The following is a 21,427-nucleotide window of genomic DNA, read 5'->3' on the forward strand; positions in this document are numbered from 1 at the left end:
CAACGGAGACTATAGGGAATGAAAGACAAGCTAAGAGAAGCCGCCATTGAGTTGTTCGAACGGAAAGGGTTCAAAGAAACGTCGGTGCAGGAAATCGTCGAAGCGGTTGGGGCAACGAAGGGGGCCTTTTACTACTATTACAAAAGCAAAGAGGAGTTGCTATGTGATATTTGTGTTTCCTATCTGGACGATTTGCTTCGGCAGCAAGCCTGCATTGTCCAAGAGCCCGAGAAAAGCTGCACGGAGAAATTGCGGGCCATCGTCCATATGGTCATCTGCAATATCCGCACACGGAAGAAAAGCGCCCGCATTTTCTTCCGCGAAATGCGGCATTTGGCTGATGACCATTTGGCGGAAATCCGCGCCAAGCGGCGGTTGTTTCGCAAGCGGTATGAACAGCTGGTTCGAGAAGGGATCGCTCGCGGGGAATTCAAGCCATCGCTTCATGCAGAAATGATTACGTTTGGCCTGCTTGGCATCACCAACTGGAGCTATTATTGGTTCCGGCCTGACGAAGGCATCTCTGAAGAAGAACTGACGGACATTTTCGTTGATTTCATTTTGCACGGCATAAAGGCGCCAAGAGCTGGAGAAAGCGGTCGAAATGAGGCGGAGCCAGGCAATTCGGGCGGTCAGACCGAATGAAAGATCGGCCGCGCCGCTTTGATGGTCTGGCTAAACGGCACACAAAAAGGGGGATCGGGATGGAGCTATTCATCCAGCAGCTGTTAAACGGGCTGACAGTTGGAAGCGTTTACAGTCTTGTCGCGTTAGGTTTGACGCTTGTTTACGGCATTTTGCACATTCCAAACTTTGCCCACGGCGCGTTATATATGATGGGTGGTTATGTCACGCTCACTGCGATGACGAAAGCCGGGCTGCCGTACGGGTTGGCCGTTGTCGTGTCGATGGCCGCGGTCGGGATGCTCGGTGTATTGATGGAACGGCTTGTGTTTTATCCGCTTCGCGACGCACCGCCGCTCCATGACAAAATTGCGGCGATTGGCATTTTGTTGTTTTTGGAGGCATTCGCCCAGTTCGTCTGGGGGGCGGACTACCAGACGATGCCGACCCCATACGGCGACGTTGTCAGCATTTTCGGCTTGACCTTGACGGTTCAACGCATCCTCATCATCGCATCCGCTGTCATCATCATGATCTTGCTTTACCTCTTCTTGAAAAAGACGTTCATCGGGGCTTCCATCATCGCGATGGCGCAAAACCGCGAAGGGGCGAATTTGGTCGGCATTAACACGAATAAAGTCGCCATGCTGACGTTTTTCCTTTCCGGCAGTTTGGCAGCGCTCGCCGCGTCGCTCGCTTCGCCGATCAACCTCGTGTTTCCCGGCATGGGCCATCTTGTCATCTTGAAAGCGTTTGTCATCATCATTCTCGGCGGCATGGGAAGCATTCCAGGCGCCATTGTCGGCGGCTATATTTTGGGATTCAGCGAAAGCTTGGGAGCGACGTATGTGTCGAACGACTACAAAGACATTATCGCTTTTGCCATCCTCGTCATCATTTTAACGGTCAAACCGAACGGACTGTTTGCCAAGGAGGGACATTGATGGCTGTATTCGCCAACCGGCGCTTATGGATCGCCGTTCTTGCGGCGCTGGCGCTTGCCTTTCCGTTGCTTGTCACCAACAGCTATTACTTGCACATGATGACGATCTCCTTCATTTGGATGATCGCTGTTTACGGTCTGAATTTATTTGCTGGCTATACTGGTTATTTGTCGCTTGCCCACGCCGGGTTTTTTGCGATTGGCGCGTATGCGCTTGGCATTTTGACGGTGAAAGCGGGCGTGCCGTTTTGGCTGGCTTTCGTGCTTGCTTGTTTGTTCACCACGTTGCTTGGGGCCGTCATCGGGCTTGTTGCGCTGCGGACGAAAGAGCACTTTTTCGCCATTTATACGCTTTGTGTGGGCTATATTATCTATTTGATCATTGACAAATGGGACAGTTTAACCGGCGGAGTGCGCGGGTTTATCGGCATCCCGGCGCCGGCTGACATCGGTCCGCTCTCGTTTCAAACGCCCGTCGCCCAATATTATTTGGTGTTATGCTTCTTGGTTGCAGTCATCTTCACCATGTACCGCCTTGTCTATTCGTTGACCGGACGGACGTACATCGCCATTCGCAACAGTGAGGAGCTCGCGTTGACGCTTGGCATCTCGACGATGAAAAACAAACTCGCCTCGTTTGTTCTCTCGGTCTTTTTTACATCGCTTGCCGGAGCGCTGTACGCATCGTTCATCCGCTTTCTTGGCCCGGACATTGCGTACGTCAGCGTCATGTTCGACTTTTTAACGTATTTGCTTGTCGGTGGGATTGGCACGCTCGCCGGCCCGGTCGTCGGGACGTTGCTCGTTACGTTTCTGTCCCAACAATTGCAGTTTTTGCAAGATTACCGGATGTTGATTTTCGGTCCGGTGCTGACGTTGCTCATCATCTTTTACCCACACGGCATTGCCGGGGGGGTCATCCGTTTGAAAGCAAAGCGTGAAGAAGCGCGCCGTCTCGATCCAGAAGCGAACCGAGTTGCTGCGGAACTGGCCGTCTCGAGCCAAGGACGAGGCGAGCGGCACGCAGAGGAGGGATCATGATGCTTTTGCACGTTGAACGGTTGACGAAGCGGTTTGGCGGGCTTCTGGCGGTCAACGATGTCACCTTTTCCGTCGAGCAAGGGAAGATCAACGCCATCATCGGTCCAAACGGAGCCGGCAAATCGACGTTTTTCAATTTAATCAGCGGCTTGTACCGGCCGACGTCAGGGACGATTACGTTCAAAGGGCGCGATATTACCCGCCTGCCGGCAAACGAACGGGCGAAGCTCGGCATCGCCCGCACGTTTCAAACGACTCACTTGTTTGAACAGGCGACGGTGATCGACAACGTCATCATCGGCCATCGTCTCCGCACGTCATCCAACTTATTTGATGCCATTTTGCGCACGAAACGGCACCGCCGCGAGGAACAGGCATGCAAAGAAAAAGCGATGGAAGTGCTCGACTTTGTCGGTCTAACCCATGTGGCAGATCGGATGGTGGCCAACTTGTCGCAGGAGCAGAAAAAGCGGGTGGCGTTCGCGCTTGCCTTGGCGACCGATCCGGAGCTCGTGCTGCTTGATGAACCGGCAGCCGGCATCAACCCGGATGAAACGGAAGGGCTTGAGGAGTTGATCGTCAAAATGGTAGAAGGCGGCCTGACTGTTTGCCTGATTGAGCACAAAATGTCGATGATCATGAAAATTGCCGACCGCATTATGGTGTTAAACTACGGAGAAAAAATCGCGGAAGGAACGCCCGAGGAAGTGCGAAACAACGAGGCGGTCATTCAAGCGTATTTAGGAGGGAGCGCCATTGCTTGAAGTTGCGAACGTATCCGTCCGCTACGGGAGTTTTACGGCCATTCGCGATGTGACGTTTTCCGTCAAGCGAGGGGAGATCGCCGTTTTGCTTGGCGCCAACGGGGCCGGGAAAAGCACATTGTTTCGCACGATCAGTGGACTGCACAAACCAATGCGGGGGGAAATCCGCCTCGATGGCGAGCGCATTGATTCGCTGCCTCCTGACCGCATCGTCGAGCGCGGCGTCGTGCAATGCGCGGAAGGGCGCAAACTGTTTCCGCGCATGAGTGTATACGAAAACTTGCTGATGGGCGCTTACGTCCATCGGAAGGACAAAGAAGGCATCCGCCGCTCGATTGAACATGTATACGAACTGTTTCCGATTTTGCGCGACAAGCAAAACGCGCCAGCCGGGTCGTTAAGCGGCGGCCAGCAGCAAATGCTCGCCATCGGACGCGCCTTAATGTCACGTCCTGCGGTGCTCTTGCTTGATGAACCGTCGGTTGGACTCGCTCCGCTCATTGTCGAGCAGATGTTTGCGACGATTAAGCAAATCAATCAGGAAGGGACGACGATTTTGCTCGCCGAACAAAACGCCCATGCGGCGTTGTCCATCGCTCATCACGGCTATGTGTTTGAAAATGGAACGATCGTTGCTTCAGGAACAGCGGAGGAGCTGCTCGCCAACGACGATGTCCGCAAGGCGTACATTGGAACATGACAAGCGATTGCCGCGAATGGCGTATTTCGCGGGCGAAAGCAAGCGATGCGCCTGCATTGAAAGGAGGTGAACCACGGTCGCGGCACTTATTCATCCAAATATATTTTAGAATAAAAATAGGGGGGAGCGGAATGAAAAAAAGAAAATGGCCGATCGCGGCCATGATGACGGCCGTCATGGCGTTGATGCTTGCGGCATGCAACAGCCCGACAACAAACAATAATGCCAAAAGCGGTAATGGAGGTGGAGGCGACAACGTCGTCAATATCGGTTACAGCGGACCGCTAAGCGGTCCGGCCGCCTACTACGGGGAACGGACGTTAAACGGCGTGAAGATGGCGGCGGACGAAATCAATAAAAACGGCGGGTTTGAAGTCAATGGAAAGACCTATCAAATCAATGTTGTGTCGTTAGATGATAAATATTTGCCAAATGAAACAGCCGCCAATGCGAAACGGCTTGTCCAAGAACATCATACGCCGATCATTTTCACTCCGCACAGCGGTGGGGTCATGGCGTTGCAAGTGTTCAACCAAACGGACAATTTCCTTATCGCGGCCTATACGAGTGAGCCGAAAATCACGCAGGCGGGAAACAAGCTGACAATCCGCATCCCGCCGCGTTATGATGGCTACATTCCGACATTTACCGATTATGTGATGAAGCGGTTTGGCAAAAAGCTGGCTGCCTTGCCGACGGCGACGCAATACGGGAAAGACTGGACGGAAAAACTGTTGCCATATTGGGAAAAGCAAGGCGGAGAAGTTGTCTATAACACATCGATTGATTTCACTAAAGACACCGATTTCTTCACGATCATCACGAACGCGTTAAAAGAAAAGCCGGATGTCTTGTTTATCGGCGGACCGTCGGAGCCGACGGCGAAAGTGGCGAAACAGGCGCGCGAACTCGGCTTTAAAGGCGGCTTTATTGTCATGGACCAGGCGAAGTTGGATGAAATGAAGCGGGTCGTCGGCTCTTACGAGATGCTTGAGGGCGCGATCGGCGTCATGCCGCTCGTCGAGTCCAAAGAGCCGGGAGCCCCGCAGTTTGTGGAAAACTATCGGGCGAAGTACAATGCCGAAGCGAGCTCGGAGTCTGCCTATAACTACTTGGCTCTTTACGCCTTTGTCGAAGCGATGAAGGCAGCCGGAACGGTTGATGATCCGGCCGCCATTCGCGAACATATGAATGAAGGGTTGAAAAACATCCCGAAAGACAAGCAAGTGTATGTCGTTCCGAAGGTTGGTGAGGACGGCGGCTTTGAATCAAAAATTATCGTTGCAGCAGTGGAAAATGGCAAAGTTGTGCCGATCGAGCTAAAGAAATAAGTCGATCTATTTACTGGCATTTCCGTCAGGACGCCGCACGGATGAAGTGCGACTATCAGCTGGCGCTCCTTGTTTCGAAAATGACACGGTATGCGCTGGCCAAACCGCAAAAAAAAATCCGAGCGGCGGCAGCGATAAAGACTGGTTTGTCCTGCGCTTCAAACGGCCGGGATTTACGATCGGAGTTGCGCCGTATGTCGGTGAGCGTCCGGTGCCGCTCAAATACTTCCCGGCGATTTGGAGCTAAAATGACGGCGTCCCGCTGGTGTTTGCCAACAAACTATAATCAACGCGCGCCCACTTTCTTGCGTGGGCGCCTTTTTTATGGCTTGCTGCTGAGAAAAATGAGCAAAATAACCGTTATTCTATTAAATAAAACTATGTTCTAAATAATCAATAAAACAAATAGAAAAATTTCGAATAATAAGATACAATAGAACTGTTCTGTGACATTGGAAAGGGGATGGGAATTATGAGGGAAATGGCCCTCGGCCTTGCCGCCTCATTCTTCTTTGCTGTTACATTCATATTGAACCGCTCAATGGAGCTGGCGGGTGGAAGCTGGGCGTGGAGTTCGTCGCTTCGTTTTTTCTTTATGGTTCCGCTGTTGTTTGCCATTCTTTTGGCACGCCGCAACCTCGGTCCGGTTTGGCATGACATGAAATGCCATCCGTGGACATGGATCACCTGGGGGACGGTCGGGTTCGGCTTGTTTTACGCGCCGCTCACCTACGCGGCCGCCTACGGACCCGGATGGCTGGTGGCCGGGACATGGCAGTGCACGATTGTGGCCGGCGTTCTGCTTAGCCCGCTCTTTACAGAACGAAGAGAAACGAAAAACGGAACGGTATTGGTGCGCCGTCCGATTGAAAAGCGGGCGCTCTTGATTTCCATGTTGATTTTGTCCGGCGTCGTGCTTATCCAGTTCCAGCAAGCAAGCCACCTCACTTGGAAAGAAATCGGGTTGGGGATCTTTCCCGTGCTGATGGCCGCGTTTGCGTACCCGCTTGGCAACCGGAAAATGATCGAACATTGCGCCGGGCGCCTTGATGCGTTTCAACGCGTATGGGGAATGACGATGGCCAGCCTGCCGTTTTGGCTGATTGTCGCGTTGATTGGCTGGCTGACAGCAGGTGCGCCGTCCGCGGGGCAAATGATGCAGTCGTTCATCGTGGCCATTAGTTCCGGGGTCATCGCAACGACGTTGTTTTTTATCGCGACCGATCGGGCAAAAGGGAACGAACGGAAACTCGCCGCTGTGGAAGCGACGCAATCCGGGGAAGTGATTTTTGCTGTTATCGGCGAAGTGCTGTTCTTGTCCGCTCCGCTTCCGAACGGATGGGCATTCGTTGGCTTGGCCGTCATCATCATCGGGATTTGCTGGCATAGCTTCGAATCGACAAGAACAGTGAAACACTCATCGCTGCCCATTTCCACAGATCGGCGCCTCAAACGCATAGGGGGGGAACGATGAGAATCATCGTGTGCATCCTGCTTGCCTGCCAGACGTTCGTCATCTACTATTGGATCAGCGATTGGCGTCAGCTTGTCACCCCGGTGGGTCTTTGCATGTGGGTGGGCGGAATCGCAGTCGGCCTTGTTGTTCTTCGGACGGGGCGGTACCTATCGCCAAGATGGCGGAGGGCGCTGAAGATGACGACGGCGGGAGTCATCTTGCTTGCTGTGATGTCGCTGATCATTGAATGGGCGGTTTGTTCGATGCCGTAGTCAAAATAGATGTTGAAAGCCCGTACGATTGATCAAGAACTTCCCGTGTGGGCGTACGGGAAATGCGCCTTTAGAATGAAGCGAACCCCTTGCCTAAGGCGAAAGAGGGCTGCTAACGGCTTCGATGGGCGGAATCGAACATCTTCGGCGCCAAGCGGCGGCCAACCGCATACATGATCGGCGCACCGAGGGCCATGACGACCAACTCGCTGATGGCCGTCGTCAGCCATGTGAGCCAAAACGGAAAGCCGAGCGCCAGTTTCAATTCGAAGGCGATAATGGCCATAGTCACAGTAAATGACAGCGTATTGACGGTCATGCGCGCCCAAACGTTTCGGACATACCGCATAGAGACGATCGTGATGAGCAGCGCCAACACCGACTGGCCGACGCCAAATACGAGGTCATACGCGACGATCGGCGAGAAAAACCAGTTGGCGAAAAAGACGCCAAGCACAATGCCGATGGCGTATGTTTTGCGGAACACGACCAAGTGATTCAATATTTCTGACACGCGAAACTGAATATTCGTAAAGCCAAACGGCTGAATGAGCGCCGTCACCGCGATATACACGGCGGCGATCAAGCCATTTGCCGCTATGATCCGAATGTTCATAACGTCCTCTCCTCGCATTGATGATAATATGATTGTAGCATGACAAACGAGTGAACGAAAGGAAGTGAATCTCGTTGACCTTGACGGATCAACAAGCAACAAGCCGGCGGCGATCGGTTTGGGAAGTCGGAAAAACAGCGCTTCTCCTCGGTTTAACGTCATTTGGTGGTCCGGTCGCTCATCTCGGCTATTTTTACGAAGAGTACGTCAAACGAAAAAAATGGATTGACGAGAAAACGTATGCCGATTTGGTCGCTTTATGCCAATTCCTCCCTGGTCCAGCGAGCAGCCAAGTCGGCATCGGCATCGGATTTATGCGCGCCGGCGTTTGGGGGGCGTTGGCAGCTTGGCTTGGTTTTACGCTGCCGTCAGCGGTCGCCCTCAGCCTGGTTGCTGTTTGGTTGCAACACCATTCTTGGGGTGACGCCGGCTGGATGCACGGCTTGCTGTTGGCGGCCGTGGCGGTCGTGGCACAAGCCGTATGGGAGATGGCGCGCAAATTCGCCTCTAGCCGCCTCGAGGCAACGGTCGCCATCATAGCGGCGGCCGCCGTGCTTCTTGCGCCGGGCGCGTGGAGCCAAGTAGCCGTCATCGCCGCAGCGGGGGGCATTGGCGCTGTTGGATTGCGAAAAAACGTCGCACCTTCTTCGTCTGCGGCAGGCATCCCGCCTTCCATTCGTCGTTCCACCGGTTTGGCGTTGCTTTCATTGTTTGCCGTGTTGCTTGTTGCGCTGCCGCTCATTCGCACTTGGATCCATTCACCGCTTTTGGCGCTGTTTGACAGCTTTTACCGCGCTGGGGCGCTCGTGTTTGGCGGCGGTCATGTGGTGTTGCCGCTCTTGGAGGCGGAAGTGGTGCCGCAAGGGTGGGTCACCGCCAATCAGTTTTTAGCCGGCTACAGCGCCGCCCAAGCCGTCCCTGGGCCGCTGTTTACGTTTGCCGCGTATATTGGAATGGCGGCGTTGGGCTGGAAGGGAGCGCTAGTGGCTACCACAGCCATTTTTCTTCCATCCTTTTTGCTCGTTCTTGGCGCGTTTCCGTTTTGGCACTGGCTTCGCCGTCATCCACGCTTTCAAGCGGCGCTTGCCGGCATTAACGCCGCTGTGGTCGGGATTTTGCTTGCAGCGCTGTATGACCCGATTTGGACGAAAGCGGTGAAGGGACCGGCCGATTTGGCGCTTTCCCTTGGGGCTTTTCTTCTTCTTGTTGTGTGGAAGTGGCCAGCATGGGCGGTCGTCCTTGTTTCATTCGTCGGCGGATGGCTGCGCGCTTGGCTCAGCTGATCGCCCTAAGCACCATGATGGCGGCTTTTCATGATCGTCCGAAAATGGACAACGACGTGTTTGGCTTTGCCGTTGCAATAGCCGGCAGATGCAAATAGATGGCTTGATCAAATGGTTTTCGTTTGCGTGAAAGCGATACCGAGGCGGCAGAAACAAAAGAGCGCCGGCATGGCATAGGGCTGTGCGCTGAAAGGAAAGCTCGCCGCCTGATCCGCAGGCGTATATAGGCAAAAGGAGGGGGAGCCGATGAAGTGGGTATGGATGCTGCTCGCTCTAACGGCCGGGATGGCTGTCTCCGTACAGGCAGGAGTGAACGGCGGCCTCGGCAAGCGGATTGGTGTGTTGGAAGGGGCGTTCGTGTCGTTTTTAATCGGAACGATCGTCTTATTTTTAGTGCAATTGTTTTTCGGAAAAGGAGAATTGCTGGCCATGTTTTCTGTGCCGAAATGGCAGCTGACGGGCGGCATTCTCGGCGCTTTTTATGTGTTTGTCATGGTGCTGATCGTTCCGAAAGTCGGCGTCGCCAACTCTCTGGCAGCCGTGATCGCCGGCCAGCTCGTCATGAGCTCGATCATTGATCACTTCGGGTTATTCGGGGGACAGCGCATTCCGTTTGACATGACGCGCCTCGTTGCTATAGCCTGTTTGTTTTTGGCGCTTTGGCTTTTTTTCCGCAAATGAACAACAGGACTGGCCAAGTTGGTTTAGTTTTCCGTGATCCGCTCATACTAACAACAGCATGATCGACTTGAAAGGAAGCGGATCAAAGTGAAACAGGCATGGCGCATTTATATGAGCGATTTGAAACATCTCACGACCAACTGGGCCGCATCCATATTGGCTCTCGGTCTGATCGTTCTTCCATCGCTTTACGCTTGGATCAATGTAGAGGCTTCGATTGACCCTTATGCCCATACAGAGGATTTACCGGTCGGCGTCGTGAACGAAGACCGAGGGGCGGAGTTGACCGGTCACCGGTTTCACGCCGGCGATGAGATCGTCAAGACCTTAAAAAACAACCACCAGTTGGGATGGCGATTTGTCACGCGGAAAAAAGGAATGGAAGGCGTTCGGAGGGGAGACTACTTTGCGACGATCGTCATTCCGGCTGATTTCTCGGCTAAATTAGCCACTGTAGTGCAGAAACGTCCGAAAAGGGCGGTTATTTACTATTATGAAAACGACAAACGGAACGCCATCGCTCCCAAAATCACGGAGCGCGGAGCAAGTACATTGTCAGCGCGAGTCAGCGATGAGTTTGTGAGGGTGGTCAATACCGCATTGTTTTCCTTGTTCCACCAAGCGGGAGTGACGCTCGAACAGCAGCTTCCCACCATTCGCCGCGTTGAAGCGTTCGTGTTTCGTTTGGAAAACGAATTGCCAACGATTCAACGACAATTGAAAGCCCTAGATCGCGATGTGGGAGAGGCAAGATCACTAGTTCGTACAGGCCGCGAGCTTCTGCCGGCTGCCAGAGCAACGGTGCGGCGCGGTTTAGAATGGACAGGCCGCGTTGAGAAGTTGTTCATGCAAGTCAATGCTTCATCGCACTTATGGGAAAAGCCGGTGGAAATGGTGGTTCATGCGCTCTATTCCTTTGCAGAGCAGACGCCAGAGTCTCTCGATACACCGGAAAAGCAAGCGCGTTGGGCGACTCTCATCCAACAGGCTGCAACAGACGCGAGCCCATTGGTTCAGCAATTGCGCCGAACGTTGAGAACATGGGAGGGGACGATTGATTCCTCTTCGCTTCAAGCTGTGCAGCGCACCATCAGCCGTATCGAGCAGACGCTAGCGTCTATTCAAGAAACAGCGGCGCTAGTGAAACAACATCCAACAGGCGTCGAAGGGAAGATCACTCACCTGCGTGAACAAATGGCCTTATTGGACGCACAGGCGCAGCAACTTGATCAAGCATATCGCCAACGGCTGCTGCCTATGCTGCGGGCAAAATGGAATCAAACAGGGGAACAGGTGCGACAAGCGAAACAAACGCTTCTTCACATGAATCAAGCGTTAAATGAGGCAGAGCAATGGTTGTCAAACACAGATCGTGATTTAGCGGCCGCGCAACAAGCGCTAAAGACCGCGCTGGCGCAATATCCCTTTCTTGCCCGCCAGGTCCGCGAGCTGGCCGCCTTCCTATCGAAAATCAAAAGAGAAACCAACATCGACGAACTGATTCGCTTGTTGAAACAAGATCCACAGGCGAAAGGCGCCTTTTTGGCCCATCCGGTTGACGTCAAAACGTTCCGCCTTTTCCCGCTGCCGAACTATGGTTCAGGCATGAATCCATTTTACACGGTGCTGGCCATATGGGTAGGATGTTTGTTGCTTGTTTCCGTCTTGTCGACCGATCCTTCTTCGTTTTCGGAAGCGAATGAGCGGGAACGATATGCCGGACGGCTGTTGACCTTTTGGACGCTGAATGCTTTGCAGGCGATGGTCGTGACGGCTGGAGCGGCTTTCATCTTGCCGAATATTTTCGTCCGTGAGCCGGGATGGTTCATGACGTTCGGCCTTTTGTGCAGCTTTGTCTTTATGGCAGTGGTTTTTTCGCTTGTTTCTTTGTTCGGCAATGTCGGAAAAGCGATGGCGATTGTGCTGCTTGTCTTGCAAATTGCCGGAGCGGGAGGCACGTATCCGATTGAGCTGATCCCTCCGTTCTTTCAGCAATTAAACCCTTGGTTGCCGTTCACCTACGCCATTGACATCATGCGCGAGGCGGTCGGCGGGATCGTATGGGAACGTGTTGAGCATGATGTCAAGCGGCTTCTCTTGTTTGCCGTTTCCGCCCTTTTGGCCGGGCTTGTGTTGAAAGGCCCGTTAAGCCCATGGATGCGCGTGCTGAAAGAGAAAGCCGCCCTAAGCGGGTTGTTTCATTGAAACATTTGCTCTATTTTCTTTTGGAAGCATCTGCTACAATAAGGACGAGAGCGTTGCTTCCTGTTCAATGGCCCCGTAGGATGCATGCTTCTCGTTTTGCGAGATGAGAGAACGAATGGCGGGGAAAAGGGGAGAGAATCATGTCGATCCGTCGACTGCTTGGTTTTGCGCTCATTTTTTTAGCGATTTCGATGTTTATCGAGCAAATGTGGTGGGTCGGGGGAATTTGCCTCTTGATTGGAATTGGAATGACGGCGAAAAGTCCAATCGATCGAAAGTGGAGGAAAAAGAAGCATATATGGTAAACATCGAGAGTGATATGAATCAAACAAGGGTCAGACAGCATGATGGGCAGTTGATGACAAAAGCAGAACAGTTTATCATGGCAAGCTATCGGGAGCTTGGAAAAAGTGAGCAAGAAATGAGGCGGCGGTTGAACGAAATCCGTTGGGAAGTGGAACAAACCGGCACGTACCGCCATACGTACGAAGAGTTAAGCTATGGGGCGAAGATGGCTTGGCGCCACAGCAACCGTTGCATCGGCCGCTTGTTTTGGCAATCGCTCCATGTCATCGATGCGAGAGAGGCGGTTACCGTAGCCGGCCGCCATGTCACCGGCGATTGGACATGGCTGATTCCGCCTCTTTCTCCGGCGACAACGCACATTTTTCACCGAACTTATGACAACACGACCATGTTGCCCAACTTTTTCTATCAGGACCGTCCATACGAACGACAAAGGGGAGAGGAACAATGACCGTCATCATCCGCATGCGCGATGTGTCATGGGCAAGAGGAGGGCGCATGATTTTGCGTGATATCAACTGGGAGGTGAAAGAAGGCGAGCAATGGGCGATTCTTGGCCTAAACGGCTCCGGGAAAACATCGCTTCTCAATATCGTCACCGGCTATCAGTACCCGACGCGCGGCGAGGTCGAGGTGTTGGGGTATCGGTTTGGGCAAGCGAGTTTGCCGGAGATGCGCCGGCACATCGGATTTGTCAGCAGCGCGCTCGATCAGTTTCACGACACGCTGCAAACCGAGACGGTTGAAGATGTGATCGTAAGCGGCAAGTTTGCGACGATTGGCCTGTATGATGCGGTAACCCGCGAGGACCGGGATCAAGCGGAGGCATTGATGGAATCGTTCCGCCTGCAAGCGGTGAAAGGGAAGCGATACGCGACGCTGTCGCAGGGGGAAAAACGGAAAACGTTGATCGCCCGGGCGCTGATGGCGAATCCGAAGCTGCTCATTTTGGACGAGCCGACGGTCGGCCTTGACTTATTGGCCCGCGAAGAAATTTTAGCATTGATCGGACAGATCGTCACTCAGCCGTGCCATCTCTTATACGTCACCCATTATATCGAAGAAATCGTCGACTCCATTACCCATGTCTTGCTTTTGCAAGACGGGCGCATCCTTGCGGCTGGCCAAAAAGAGGAAGTGTTAACCGACGAGCGGCTTTCAGAAGCGTTTCGCCTTCCGATCCGCGTTCATTGGGAAGACGGCCGGCCGTGGGTGTCGATTGGACGTTGAAGACGGATGGACTACCGGCTCCCTAAGGTGCGAAAACCATACCGGGAGCCCTTCCAACCGTAAAAATGCGCAAAAGCATGTCACAACCATCTAGCCGCCTGCACGATAATCCAGTTTTTCCTTGCCAGAAGAGCCGATGGAAAGATGGACGGAAATGTTTCGAATGGTATTCGTTTTCAATGGGATGATGCCGTTTTGTTCCCATTGTCTCCATTGATGGACGTTGTAGCGGTATAATTGGTCTGATACATTCAACACGTCAATGTTTCGATTGACTCCCCATTCATAGGCTTGTTGAATTTCCTGTTTCACCGTTTGCGCCGCCAGCTTGGCCAACTGTTCTCTTGACAGCGGCCGGCGCAGCTCGATCAGGCTTCCTTGAGCTTGGATGGTCAACTGAAACGCAGGGCCATCTTTGGTCGAAAGAACCGACCACTTCGCTTTTGGATGACGAACGACGAGAGAAGCAACTGTTTGCTGCCCTTTTTTCACGTAAATGGGCGTTCGGATCACATCCCGTTCTGTCCAACGAACGCCTAACAGCTTCTCACGGTCCGTGCATTGTTGGAGTTTGTAATCATGCAAAAAACAGACACCGCTGAGGGACAACATTTTCTTTTTTTTCCATCCTCTGCCCATCTGGAAGGGTCAAGAGTCATATACGGAATTCGAAGCGTTGCGCTATGTTCATCACTGATCGCAATCAGACGGTTAAATCGAAGCGGGCGAATAAAGGAGCTTTGCCTGAATAGTTCTTCAGGATTCGCCAGCATGGAAAAGTACGAAGAAGCATGCAATAATGGAGTCGCTTGAAACAAATCGCTCAAAGGAGCGTCGGTCGCGTAAACCCAAATGGTGTGGCGGATCTCATGATACCTTGTTAATAAATCGATGACTCCTCGCACCACTTCCTTTTTCAGCGCCCGTTTCGTAAACACGATGCTTTTGACGTGTCCCCACGAGACCATTTGCTGGATGGACGTGTAAAGTTCATGGGCGGCGATTTCCGGTGTTTCTCCTGCTGACCGTCCAATGACCACGGTTTCGGTCTGCCTTCCGCCGCCATACTCTGCTTTTGCCAATCCAGTGAAGCTGATGAGCTGTACGTACAAGACGAATTGGCGATGATCATAGTCAATGCCGATTGAGTGAATATAGACGATTTGGTCAATATTCCGGTTTCTCCAACAGCCGCTGAGCAACAACATCATCAGCCCCACGGCAACAAGACGGAGGTACATAGAAAACGGTCCTCCTCCCATTTTTCACATTGATCCATTTTATCATTTTGAACCGAGAAGGCCCCCATCTTCCATGAATGAGCGCAAGTGGGAGAAAGAGGATCGCCATAAGCCCTCCTAGAATAGATTCTCACGAAGGCTGGATTGGCCGTCTTTGTAAGTCAAACAATCCAACCATGAGACGAGGGAATGGCTAGGCGGGCAGCTTGCCGTGGGACAGGTGTTCCCCAGAATCTCCCACCTTTCCGCCTTTGCGTAGGTGGGAGAGCGTTCCACTTCTTAGCGCCTCAAAATGTTCGGTCAACAAGCGGAAGATGGATGCCATCCGCCTCTTGACGGCTGTCAGCTGGCGTCACTTCGATCACCGGCGGCCGACCGTTTTCAAAACCGCGGGCGATGTCGCGAATCGGGCTCATTTCATCAGGAACGCCGATCCCTGGCGTATAGCGCGGCAGGCTGGAAGCGGCGCCAGTTTCTTCCCAAGGCTCTCTCATGGATCAACACCTCCATGTTTTTAGTATGGACATTCATGGGAACTGTATAAATCGAAATTACATCTTTTCCTGCTAACTTTCTTTTATGGAGCTCTGTTTTTCCTTAACTTAAGGGGGGAATGTTCATTGAAGGAAGGAGACGCATCATGAGGGGAAGCAGGCTCGATTGTCGTTGGCTTCGTCTTTGTTTGGACGTGCAATCTTTTTCGAACGGGTCATAAAAAATGTTTCAAATATTCTAACTATGATGTATAATAAAAGAAGTAACATACCAACCGGTTGGTATATCATCTTTTGAAAACGGATTCAGAATCCGATCGAAAGGAGGGAAAATCATGAGGCTACAAGGAAAAGCGGCGATTGTCACCGGCGGCGCGAGCGGCATCGGCCGGGCGACGGCGATCCGCTTTGCGGAAGAAGGCGCCAAAGTGGCGGTGAGCGACATTAATGAGGAAGGAGGGGAAGAAACGGTCCGCCTGATTCGGGAAAAAGGAGGGGAGGCGATTTTTGTCCAGACGGATGTCGCCGATTCCAAGCAAGTGAGCCGCCTTGTCCAAACGGCGGTTGATGTCTTTGGCGGCCTACATATTCTCTTTAACAATGCCGGCATCGGCCATTCGGAAGTGCGGAGCACCGACTTGTCTGAAGAAGAGTGGGACCGGGTCATCGATGTCAACTTAAAAGGCGTGTTTCTTGGCATCAAATATGCGGTGCCGGCACTGAAAGCATCCGGGGGTGGGGCGATTGTCAACACGGCCAGCCTGCTCGGGCTGAAGGGAAAAAAATATCAAGCCGCCTACAACGCATCAAAAGCAGGTGTCATTTTGTTAACTCAAAATGCCGCATTGGAATATGGGAAATTTAACATTCGCGTCAACGCCATTGCGCCGGGGGTCATTGATACGAACATCATTACTCCGTGGAAACAAGATGAGCGCAAATGGCCGATCATCTCGAAGGCGAACGCCCTCGGCCGCATCGGGACGCCAGAGGAAGTGGCGAACGCGGTGATGTTTTTGGCGTCCGATGAAGCGTCGTTTATCACCGGCGCGATATTGTCGGTCGACGGCGGCGGGCTGACGTTTTAGCGGCCGAAGTTTGAAAAGAGAAGGGCACGCCCTAACCGCTAGGCTAGCAACAGAAATGAGGGGAGAGGAAAACGATGCGTTTTTTGAATACCGTGGCCGTGGTCACCGGAGGAGGCAGCGGAATCGGCAAGGCGGCGGCTCTCCGTTTGGCGAAAGAAGGCGCCACAGTCGTGCTTGTCGGCCGTACAGCAGCGAAACTGGAGGAGGCTGCAGAAGAAATCGCACGTCTCGGGACGCCGGGGGGCGTTGACCGGTTTGCGGCGGATGTCACCGACCGCGAACAAGTGCAAGCATTGGCCGAGTATGTCCGACAGCGGTACGGCGACTTGCATGTGCTTGTCAATAACGCCGGCATCTCCACTCATGCGAGATGGCTGGAGTTGACGGAACAAGAGTGGGATGACGTCCAACGCATCAACATCAAAAGTGTGTTTCTTGTGTCGCAGGCGCTCGCTCCGCTGATGATCGAAGGGGCAAAACGCGAGCGCGCCAATCGGGCGATTGTGAACGTAGCGTCATTGTCCGGCCATCAGGCCGGGGCGGAAATTCCGCACTACAGCGCGGCGAAAGCAGGGGTCATCAACTTGACCAAATCGCTCGCTTTGGAGCTGGCGCCGTATGGCATCCGCGTCAATTCCGTCTCGCCCGGTTTTGTCGAGACGCCGCTTACCGAGCGCGGACTGCAAAACGAGCGGTTTGTGAAAGCCATCGAGCGCAACACCGCCTTAGGCCGGGTGGGAGCGCCGGAAGAGATCGCCAACGTCATTGCGTTTCTTGCCTCTTCGGAAGCGTCGTACATGACCGGCTCTGATGTGTTGGTCGATGGCGGATGGCTCATCAAATGAAATTGAAAAGCCCAAAAAATGGAAAAGGAGAGGGAAGGAATATGGAAACCTCGCATTTGCTTGTGGAACAATCCGGTTCTGTATTATGGTTGACGCTGAATCGCCCGGAGCGGCTCAATGCCTTCAGCCCGGAGATGATTGCCGGACTGACGGATGAAATCGAACGGGCCGCGGCGGATGATGCCGTCCGCGTCATCGTCTTATCCGGCGCTGGGCGGGCGTTTTGCGCCGGCGGGGATGTGAAAACGATGGGGCAGTCGAGCGCCCCGCAGGCGTATGAGCATATCGGCCGACTGAATCGGCTCATTCTGACTATGCAACGATGCGAAAAACCGATCATGGCCGCGGTGCACGGATTCGCTGCCGGGGCGGGATTTAACCTCGCGCTGGCGTGTGATTTGATCCTCGCGGCCGAAGACAGTCAATTCATTTTGAGCTTTGCGAAAGTCGGCCTTGTCTCCGACGGTGGCGGGTCGTATTGGCTCCCGCGGCTTGTCGGTCCGCATTTGGCGAAACAGTTTTTCTTCACCGCCGATCCGATTCCAGCCCGTCGCCTGTATGAATTGGGCGTCCTAAGCGAGGTCGTCCCAGCTGAGAAACTGCGCGAGGCGACAGAATCGCTCGCCTCGAAGCTGGCGTGCGGGCCCACGAAAGCCATCGGAAAACAAAAACGGCTGATTGAGCACGCGCTGACCGCGACACTCGAGGAGATTCTCGAAGAAGAGCGTCTCGTTCAAGGGCTGATGGTGGAAACCGAAGACCATCGCGAAGGGGTGGCGGCGTTTAAAGAGAAACGGAGCCCGGTGTTCCAAGGAAAATAAGCGAGCGGCAGTGCCAAAAGAGCGCTGCGCCCTGTTTCTCCATCAGCGAGAAACGGGGCGTATTTTGTTTTCACTTCGCCTCAAATGAAACAGCCCCCTTTCCAAATGGGGAAAAGGGGTGGCTGGTCGGGGAACGGTGCGATCAAACGTCAAAGCGCCCCTGCTTGATTCCGGATGGGTTCTGCGAGCAACTGATCCACGTCGTCGATCAACTCGTCAACATGGTCATACGGCGCATCCAGCTGCAGCATTTTCCGCAAGATCCGACGAGCGTTTGGCGATAAATCGAGCTCTTCTTCCCAGCTTTTTTCCTCGTCACTGGTCGGTTCATAGGCAGAATACAATAAAAACAAGGTGAAGTGTCCAAGGGCATAGAAATCGCTTCGTGGATGCGGTTCGCGCCGCAGCCGCTTCTCAAGCGGGTCGTCATCGCGGAAATCCACCGGTTCGCCGATGCGGCAGGCCAAGCCGAAATCGATGATCGCCGCCGTTCCATCGCGCCAAATGATGTTCGGGATGCGCAAATCGCGGTGGACGATGCCGAAAGCATGGACGTGCCGGACGACCTCAAGCACCTTCTTTAACAATCGAAACGCCTCTTGTTCCGTGTACTTGGCTTCCAGCTTGAAAATCTGGTCTTCCACCGTTTCTCCGTCGATATACTCCATCACGAGATGCGGCTGTCCGCGCTCCACAAACCGATCATACAGCCTCGGAATTTGCGGGTGGCGCAGGTGGGCGAGCACGTCAGCTTCGCGCTGAAGCAAGCGGCGGCCGTCTTCGCCTTTTGTCCGCCGCGCTTGTTTGATGACGACAAGACGGCCTGTCAGGTGATCGCGCCCTTTGTAGGCGATGCCGTAGCTTCCCATCCCAAGCTCTTCGATGATTTCATAGCGGCCCAAAAGCACCTTCCCGCCCCGATGCGGCCGATCAACCCAGCGGGAAACGAACGGATGGCGTTCAAAAAACCGTTTCATCAGCTGCCGAAAAAGCTTGAGAAGAAGCTGCCGCTATGATGTTTCTTTTTGTAGTGATGATGCCCGTACTGGGACGGGTGGTGGTGCGAATGATACGTCGGGTTGTAATAATGGTGGTCGCTGCTGCTGTAATGTTTATGGTAGTGCGACGGATGATGGGGATGGCCGAAAAGGGATTTTAGCCATTTTTTCAACATCGTGATCGCTCCTTTGCGATAGATTTATCTATATATACGAGGCAATGAGAGGGAGGTTTCAGATTCAAAGATGAAAAAGAAACCGCCAGGGGCATTAGCCCCTAGCGCGGTGCGGCAACCTCATTCCTTTTTTTCGTTCAACGCCTGCTTGAAGAGCTCCCCTAAACTCGTGCCAAACGATTCGTTGGCCGGGCTGTATTTTTTCAGCAGCGCCCGTTCGCTTCCTTTTGCGGCGATGCGTTTGGTCTCGTCCGCTTTTTCGACAATATTGCACGGGCGGCATTGGAAATAAAGTCCTGCTTTTCCTTCATGCATTTCCATACGCCGGTGGCATTGCGGGCAACGGCGGTTCGACAGTTTCGGGTCGCGCCGGCGGCGGTAGCGGCACGCTAAGTTCGAGCAGACAAGCATCCGTCCGTCTTTCGTTTTCCGCTCTTTTAAAAGCGCACCGCATTCTGGGCATGTGAGATTCGTGAGGTTTGGCGCTTTGTATACCTGCTCGCTTTGCTTGATTTCGGCAACGAGTTGCTGCGTTTGCCGGCGGATGTTGGCCAAAAATTGTTGTGGATTTCCTTTCCCGCGGGCGATCGCCTCCAGCTCCCGCTCCCAGCGGGCGGTCAATTCCGGCGATTTCAGCTCTTTATTGACGAGCTCAATCAGCTGTTTCCCTTTTTTCGTCGGATAAAACCGTCCGTCTTTTCGCTCGACCACTTCGGTTTCGACCAGCCGTTCGATGATGTCCGCCCTTGTCGCTGGCGTGCCGAGCCCGTATTTTTCCATTTGCGCGAGCAAATCGGCTTCCGAATAACGAGCGGGCGGTTCGGTGAACGATTGTTCCCTCTCAAGCTGCACCGATGGGAGCGTCTGACCTTCTGCGAGGTGTGACAACGTCGGTTTGGCATCCGTTTCTTCTTTGCCGAGAACCGCTTTAAATCCGAAGTTCACAACCGCCGTCTCCTTGGCGACAAACATTTCGCCGCCGATGTCAAAGACAGCTGTCGTTGTTTCGGATTCATACGGCGGGAAAAACAGCGCCAAAAAGCGACGGGCGATGAGATCATACAGCTTGCGCTCATCAGTCGACAGCCTGCTAAGGTTGAGCCGCTCATCCGTTGGAACGATGGCGTGATGATCGGTCACTTTGTCATCGTTAAATACCCGCTTGGCTGCTTTGGCTTTGCCTTTGGCAAGGAGCGGAGCGATGACGTCCTCATAACCGGATTTCATCGCCAACAACCGCTCGGTCATCGTCGCTTCCATATCGCTTGGCAAATAACGCGAATCGGTGCGCGGGTACGTGACGAGTTTGTGTTGTTCATACAGCCGCTGCAACACCGAGAGCGTCTTTTTCGCCGAAAAGCCAAACCGCTTGTTCGCGTCCCGCTGCAGCTCGGTTAAATCATACGGCAGCGGGGCGGGCTCGCTTTTTCGTTTCCGCTTGACGGACACGACGCGCGCCGGCTGACCGTCAAGGCGGGCGAGCAGCTGCTTCGCTTCGTCTTGGTCAAACAGACGATGTCCTCCATGCCGCTTCCATACGGCCGTGATGGAACCGATCTTGGCCCGAATCGTCCAATATGGCACGGGAACGAACGATTGGATCTCGCGTTCGCGCTCGATGATCATCGCGAGCGTTGGCGTCTGCACGCGCCCGGCGGAAAGCGGATCGTTGTATTTGGTCGTCAAGGCGCGCGAGACGTTTAACCCGATCAGCCAGTCGGCTTCGGCGCGGCAGACGGCCGATTGATACAGCCGGTCAAACTGCGCCCCGGGCTTGAGTTGGCGGAAGCCGTCGCGGATGGCGCGGTCGGTTTGCGAGGAGATCCATAGCCGCCAAATCGGCTTCGTCCAACCGATCATCTCTAAAATCCAGCGCGCCACCAGTTCCCCCTCGCGGCCCGCGTCGGTCGCGATGATGACATCTTTCACATCCGGTCGTTTCGCCAACCGTTCAATGGCGCGAAACTGGTGGCTCGTTTGCCGGATGACTTTCAAGCCCATTTTCTTTGGGATGATCGGCAAGTCCTCCAGCCGCCATGTTTCGTATTTCCGGTCGTAGTCTTCCGGCATCTTCAGCTCCACTAAATGGCCGAGCGCCCAGGTGACAATATGCTGCTTTCCTTCAAAATAATGTTTATGCGCTTGCTTGCAGCCGAGCACGCGGGCGATGTCGCGAGCGACGCTCGGCTTTTCCGCTAACACGAGCGATTTCATCGATAAACCCCTTTCTGTCGTCTCCACATGAGCACAGTCTGCTTCTTAGTATAAAGGAAGAAGGAAAAAGACGCATCCGCCAAGGTTTGTCTCCTTGG

The 21,427-nt window shown here is 53.7% G+C and carries 22 protein-coding genes and 3 pseudogenes; 19 read left to right on the forward strand and 6 right to left on the reverse strand.

Features of this window, described 5'->3' with window-relative positions; translation table 11 throughout:
• Positions 1-18: 18 nt before the first annotated feature.
• From QWV57_RS08270 to QWV57_RS08310, 9 genes are all read left to right on the forward strand, one after another.
• Positions 19-645: a TetR/AcrR family transcriptional regulator gene (locus tag QWV57_RS08270; RefSeq protein ID WP_129447555.1), complete on the forward strand. Its 627-nt coding sequence runs from the start codon at positions 19-21 to the stop codon at positions 643-645.
• Between the two features lie 59 nt (positions 646-704).
• Positions 705-1,568 (forward strand): branched-chain amino acid ABC transporter permease, encoded by an 864-nt coding sequence (locus QWV57_RS08275; RefSeq protein WP_020279658.1) that lies wholly within the window; start codon positions 705-707, stop codon positions 1,566-1,568.
• Positions 1,568-2,608 carry a branched-chain amino acid ABC transporter permease gene (locus QWV57_RS08280; protein WP_129447556.1) on the forward strand — a complete coding sequence of 347 codons (1,041 nt, stop codon included), beginning with the start codon at positions 1,568-1,570 and terminating at the stop codon, positions 2,606-2,608. The genes QWV57_RS08275 and QWV57_RS08280 overlap by 1 nt, the downstream gene beginning before the upstream one ends.
• Entirely contained in the window at positions 2,608-3,372 is a 765-nt protein-coding gene (locus tag QWV57_RS08285) for an ABC transporter ATP-binding protein (protein WP_013145367.1), read from the forward strand. Before QWV57_RS08280 ends, QWV57_RS08285 begins: the two co-directional genes overlap by 1 nt.
• Entirely contained in the window at positions 3,365-4,072 is a 708-nt protein-coding gene (locus QWV57_RS08290; RefSeq protein WP_129447557.1) for an ABC transporter ATP-binding protein, read from the forward strand. Before QWV57_RS08285 ends, QWV57_RS08290 begins: the two co-directional genes overlap by 8 nt.
• Before the next feature lie 131 nt (positions 4,073-4,203).
• Positions 4,204-5,403: an ABC transporter substrate-binding protein gene (locus QWV57_RS08295; protein ID WP_014195769.1), complete on the forward strand. Its 1,200-nt coding sequence runs from the start codon at positions 4,204-4,206 to the stop codon at positions 5,401-5,403.
• Positions 5,404-5,444: 41 nt separating this feature from the next.
• Entirely contained in the window at positions 5,445-5,792 is a 348-nt protein-coding gene (locus tag QWV57_RS08300) for a hypothetical protein (protein ID WP_129447558.1), read from the forward strand.
• An 83-nt stretch (positions 5,793-5,875) separates the two neighbouring features.
• The gene (locus tag QWV57_RS08305) at positions 5,876-6,877 is read left to right on the forward strand and encodes a DMT family transporter (RefSeq protein WP_014195771.1); all 1,002 of its coding nucleotides are present in this window, start codon (positions 5,876-5,878) and stop codon (positions 6,875-6,877) included.
• Complete coding sequence (locus tag QWV57_RS08310; protein ID WP_014195772.1) at positions 6,874-7,131, forward strand: hypothetical protein; 258 nt, start codon at positions 6,874-6,876, stop codon at positions 7,129-7,131. The genes QWV57_RS08305 and QWV57_RS08310 overlap by 4 nt, the downstream gene beginning before the upstream one ends.
• Positions 7,132-7,243: 112 nt before the next feature.
• Here the strand turns inward: QWV57_RS08310 and QWV57_RS08315 are convergent, their stop codons facing one another.
• Positions 7,244-7,747 carry a QueT transporter family protein gene (locus QWV57_RS08315; RefSeq protein ID WP_129447559.1) on the reverse strand — a complete coding sequence of 168 codons (504 nt, stop codon included), beginning with the start codon at positions 7,745-7,747 and terminating at the stop codon, positions 7,244-7,246.
• 74 nt (positions 7,748-7,821) lie between these two features.
• On the opposite strand from QWV57_RS08315, the gene chrA reads away from it, so the two are divergent.
• From chrA to QWV57_RS08345, 7 genes and pseudogenes are all read left to right on the forward strand, one after another.
• Positions 7,822-9,030 (forward strand): chromate efflux transporter, encoded by a 1,209-nt coding sequence (gene chrA, locus QWV57_RS08320; RefSeq protein ID WP_081133223.1) that lies wholly within the window; start codon positions 7,822-7,824, stop codon positions 9,028-9,030.
• Between the two features lie 246 nt (positions 9,031-9,276).
• Entirely contained in the window at positions 9,277-9,711 is a 435-nt protein-coding gene (locus QWV57_RS08325; RefSeq protein ID WP_081133222.1) for a DMT family transporter, read from the forward strand.
• A gap of 87 nt (positions 9,712-9,798) precedes the next feature.
• On the forward strand, positions 9,799-11,916 hold the full coding sequence (locus QWV57_RS08330) for a YhgE/Pip domain-containing protein (RefSeq protein ID WP_129447560.1): 2,118 nt from the start codon (positions 9,799-9,801) through the stop codon (positions 11,914-11,916).
• 140 nt (positions 11,917-12,056) lie between these two features.
• Entirely contained in the window at positions 12,057-12,221 is a 165-nt protein-coding gene (locus QWV57_RS08335; RefSeq protein ID WP_227456637.1) for a hypothetical protein, read from the forward strand.
• Between the two features lie 14 nt (positions 12,222-12,235).
• Positions 12,236-12,499, forward strand: a pseudogene (locus tag QWV57_RS17995) (nitric oxide synthase oxygenase); the annotation flags it as partial.
• 15 nt (positions 12,500-12,514) lie between these two features.
• A pseudogene (locus tag QWV57_RS18000) lies at positions 12,515-12,673 on the forward strand (nitric oxide synthase oxygenase); the annotation flags it as partial.
• Positions 12,670-13,452: an ABC transporter ATP-binding protein gene (locus QWV57_RS08345; RefSeq protein WP_129447562.1), complete on the forward strand. Its 783-nt coding sequence runs from the start codon at positions 12,670-12,672 to the stop codon at positions 13,450-13,452. The pseudogene QWV57_RS18000 and the gene QWV57_RS08345, both read left to right, overlap by 4 nt.
• Before the next feature lie 90 nt (positions 13,453-13,542).
• On the opposite strand, the pseudogene QWV57_RS08350 reads toward QWV57_RS08345, so the two are convergent.
• Together QWV57_RS08350 and QWV57_RS08355 are read right to left on the reverse strand one after the other, a co-directional pair.
• Positions 13,543-14,693 (reverse strand): annotated as a pseudogene (locus tag QWV57_RS08350) (Ger(x)C family spore germination protein).
• 287 nt (positions 14,694-14,980) lie between these two features.
• On the reverse strand, positions 14,981-15,187 hold the full coding sequence (locus QWV57_RS08355; protein WP_129447563.1) for a hypothetical protein: 207 nt from the start codon (positions 15,185-15,187) through the stop codon (positions 14,981-14,983).
• A 335-nt stretch (positions 15,188-15,522) separates the two neighbouring features.
• On the opposite strand from QWV57_RS08355, the gene QWV57_RS08360 reads away from it, so the two are divergent.
• The 3 genes from QWV57_RS08360 (at position 15,523) to QWV57_RS08370 (ending at position 17,941) form a co-directional block, all read left to right on the forward strand.
• Positions 15,523-16,275, forward strand: coding sequence for an SDR family NAD(P)-dependent oxidoreductase (locus QWV57_RS08360; RefSeq protein ID WP_301101829.1), 753 nt, complete (start codon positions 15,523-15,525; stop codon positions 16,273-16,275).
• A gap of 74 nt (positions 16,276-16,349) precedes the next feature.
• On the forward strand, positions 16,350-17,120 hold the full coding sequence (locus QWV57_RS08365; RefSeq protein WP_301101831.1) for an SDR family NAD(P)-dependent oxidoreductase: 771 nt from the start codon (positions 16,350-16,352) through the stop codon (positions 17,118-17,120).
• A 41-nt stretch (positions 17,121-17,161) separates the two neighbouring features.
• The gene (locus QWV57_RS08370) at positions 17,162-17,941 is read left to right on the forward strand and encodes an enoyl-CoA hydratase/isomerase family protein (protein WP_301101833.1); all 780 of its coding nucleotides are present in this window, start codon (positions 17,162-17,164) and stop codon (positions 17,939-17,941) included.
• 149 nt (positions 17,942-18,090) lie between these two features.
• On the opposite strand, the gene QWV57_RS08375 is transcribed toward QWV57_RS08370, so the two are convergent.
• The 3 genes from QWV57_RS08375 to QWV57_RS08385 form a co-directional block, all read right to left on the reverse strand.
• Entirely contained in the window at positions 18,091-18,918 is an 828-nt protein-coding gene (locus QWV57_RS08375; protein ID WP_033004772.1) for a serine/threonine protein kinase, read from the reverse strand.
• Positions 18,918-19,115: a hypothetical protein gene (locus QWV57_RS08380; protein WP_011231182.1), complete on the reverse strand. Its 198-nt coding sequence runs from the start codon at positions 19,113-19,115 to the stop codon at positions 18,918-18,920. The genes QWV57_RS08375 and QWV57_RS08380 overlap by 1 nt, the downstream gene beginning before the upstream one ends.
• 120 nt (positions 19,116-19,235) lie before the next feature.
• The gene (locus QWV57_RS08385) at positions 19,236-21,329 is read right to left on the reverse strand and encodes a DNA topoisomerase III (protein ID WP_033004773.1); all 2,094 of its coding nucleotides are present in this window, start codon (positions 21,327-21,329) and stop codon (positions 19,236-19,238) included.
• Between the last annotated feature and the right edge of the window lie 98 nt (positions 21,330-21,427).

Origin of the sequence: Geobacillus zalihae, from assembly GCF_030414215.1 — a bacterium.
Lineage (GTDB): Bacteria > Bacillota > Bacilli > Bacillales > Anoxybacillaceae > Geobacillus > Geobacillus zalihae.

Excerpts from the sequence above, each read along its gene's own strand:
- QWV57_RS08270 (WP_129447555.1), top strand. The coding sequence starts at position 19 with ATGAAAGACAAGCTAAGAGAAGCCGCCATTGAGTTGTTCGAACGGAAA.
- QWV57_RS08275 (WP_020279658.1), top strand. The coding sequence starts at position 705 with ATGGAGCTATTCATCCAGCAGCTGTTAAACGGGCTGACAGTTGGAAGC.
- QWV57_RS08280 (WP_129447556.1), top strand. The coding sequence starts at position 1,568 with ATGGCTGTATTCGCCAACCGGCGCTTATGGATCGCCGTTCTTGCGGCG.
- QWV57_RS08285 (WP_013145367.1), top strand. The coding sequence starts at position 2,608 with ATGCTTTTGCACGTTGAACGGTTGACGAAGCGGTTTGGCGGGCTTCTG.
- QWV57_RS08295 (WP_014195769.1), top strand. The coding sequence starts at position 4,204 with ATGAAAAAAAGAAAATGGCCGATCGCGGCCATGATGACGGCCGTCATG.
- QWV57_RS08300 (WP_129447558.1), top strand. The coding sequence starts at position 5,445 with ATGAAGTGCGACTATCAGCTGGCGCTCCTTGTTTCGAAAATGACACGG.
- QWV57_RS08305 (WP_014195771.1), top strand. The coding sequence starts at position 5,876 with ATGAGGGAAATGGCCCTCGGCCTTGCCGCCTCATTCTTCTTTGCTGTT.
- QWV57_RS08310 (WP_014195772.1), top strand. The coding sequence starts at position 6,874 with ATGAGAATCATCGTGTGCATCCTGCTTGCCTGCCAGACGTTCGTCATC.
- QWV57_RS08315 (WP_129447559.1), bottom strand. The coding sequence starts at position 7,747 with ATGAACATTCGGATCATAGCGGCAAATGGCTTGATCGCCGCCGTGTAT.
- QWV57_RS08325 (WP_081133222.1), top strand. The coding sequence starts at position 9,277 with ATGAAGTGGGTATGGATGCTGCTCGCTCTAACGGCCGGGATGGCTGTC.
- QWV57_RS08335 (WP_227456637.1), top strand. The coding sequence starts at position 12,057 with ATGTCGATCCGTCGACTGCTTGGTTTTGCGCTCATTTTTTTAGCGATT.
- QWV57_RS08345 (WP_129447562.1), top strand. The coding sequence starts at position 12,670 with ATGACCGTCATCATCCGCATGCGCGATGTGTCATGGGCAAGAGGAGGG.
- QWV57_RS08355 (WP_129447563.1), bottom strand. The coding sequence starts at position 15,187 with ATGAGAGAGCCTTGGGAAGAAACTGGCGCCGCTTCCAGCCTGCCGCGC.
- QWV57_RS08360 (WP_301101829.1), top strand. The coding sequence starts at position 15,523 with ATGAGGCTACAAGGAAAAGCGGCGATTGTCACCGGCGGCGCGAGCGGC.
- QWV57_RS08365 (WP_301101831.1), top strand. The coding sequence starts at position 16,350 with ATGCGTTTTTTGAATACCGTGGCCGTGGTCACCGGAGGAGGCAGCGGA.
- QWV57_RS08370 (WP_301101833.1), top strand. The coding sequence starts at position 17,162 with ATGGAAACCTCGCATTTGCTTGTGGAACAATCCGGTTCTGTATTATGG.
- QWV57_RS08375 (WP_033004772.1), bottom strand. The coding sequence starts at position 18,918 with ATGAAACGGTTTTTTGAACGCCATCCGTTCGTTTCCCGCTGGGTTGAT.
- QWV57_RS08380 (WP_011231182.1), bottom strand. The coding sequence starts at position 19,115 with ATGTTGAAAAAATGGCTAAAATCCCTTTTCGGCCATCCCCATCATCCG.
- QWV57_RS08385 (WP_033004773.1), bottom strand. The coding sequence starts at position 21,329 with ATGAAATCGCTCGTGTTAGCGGAAAAGCCGAGCGTCGCTCGCGACATC.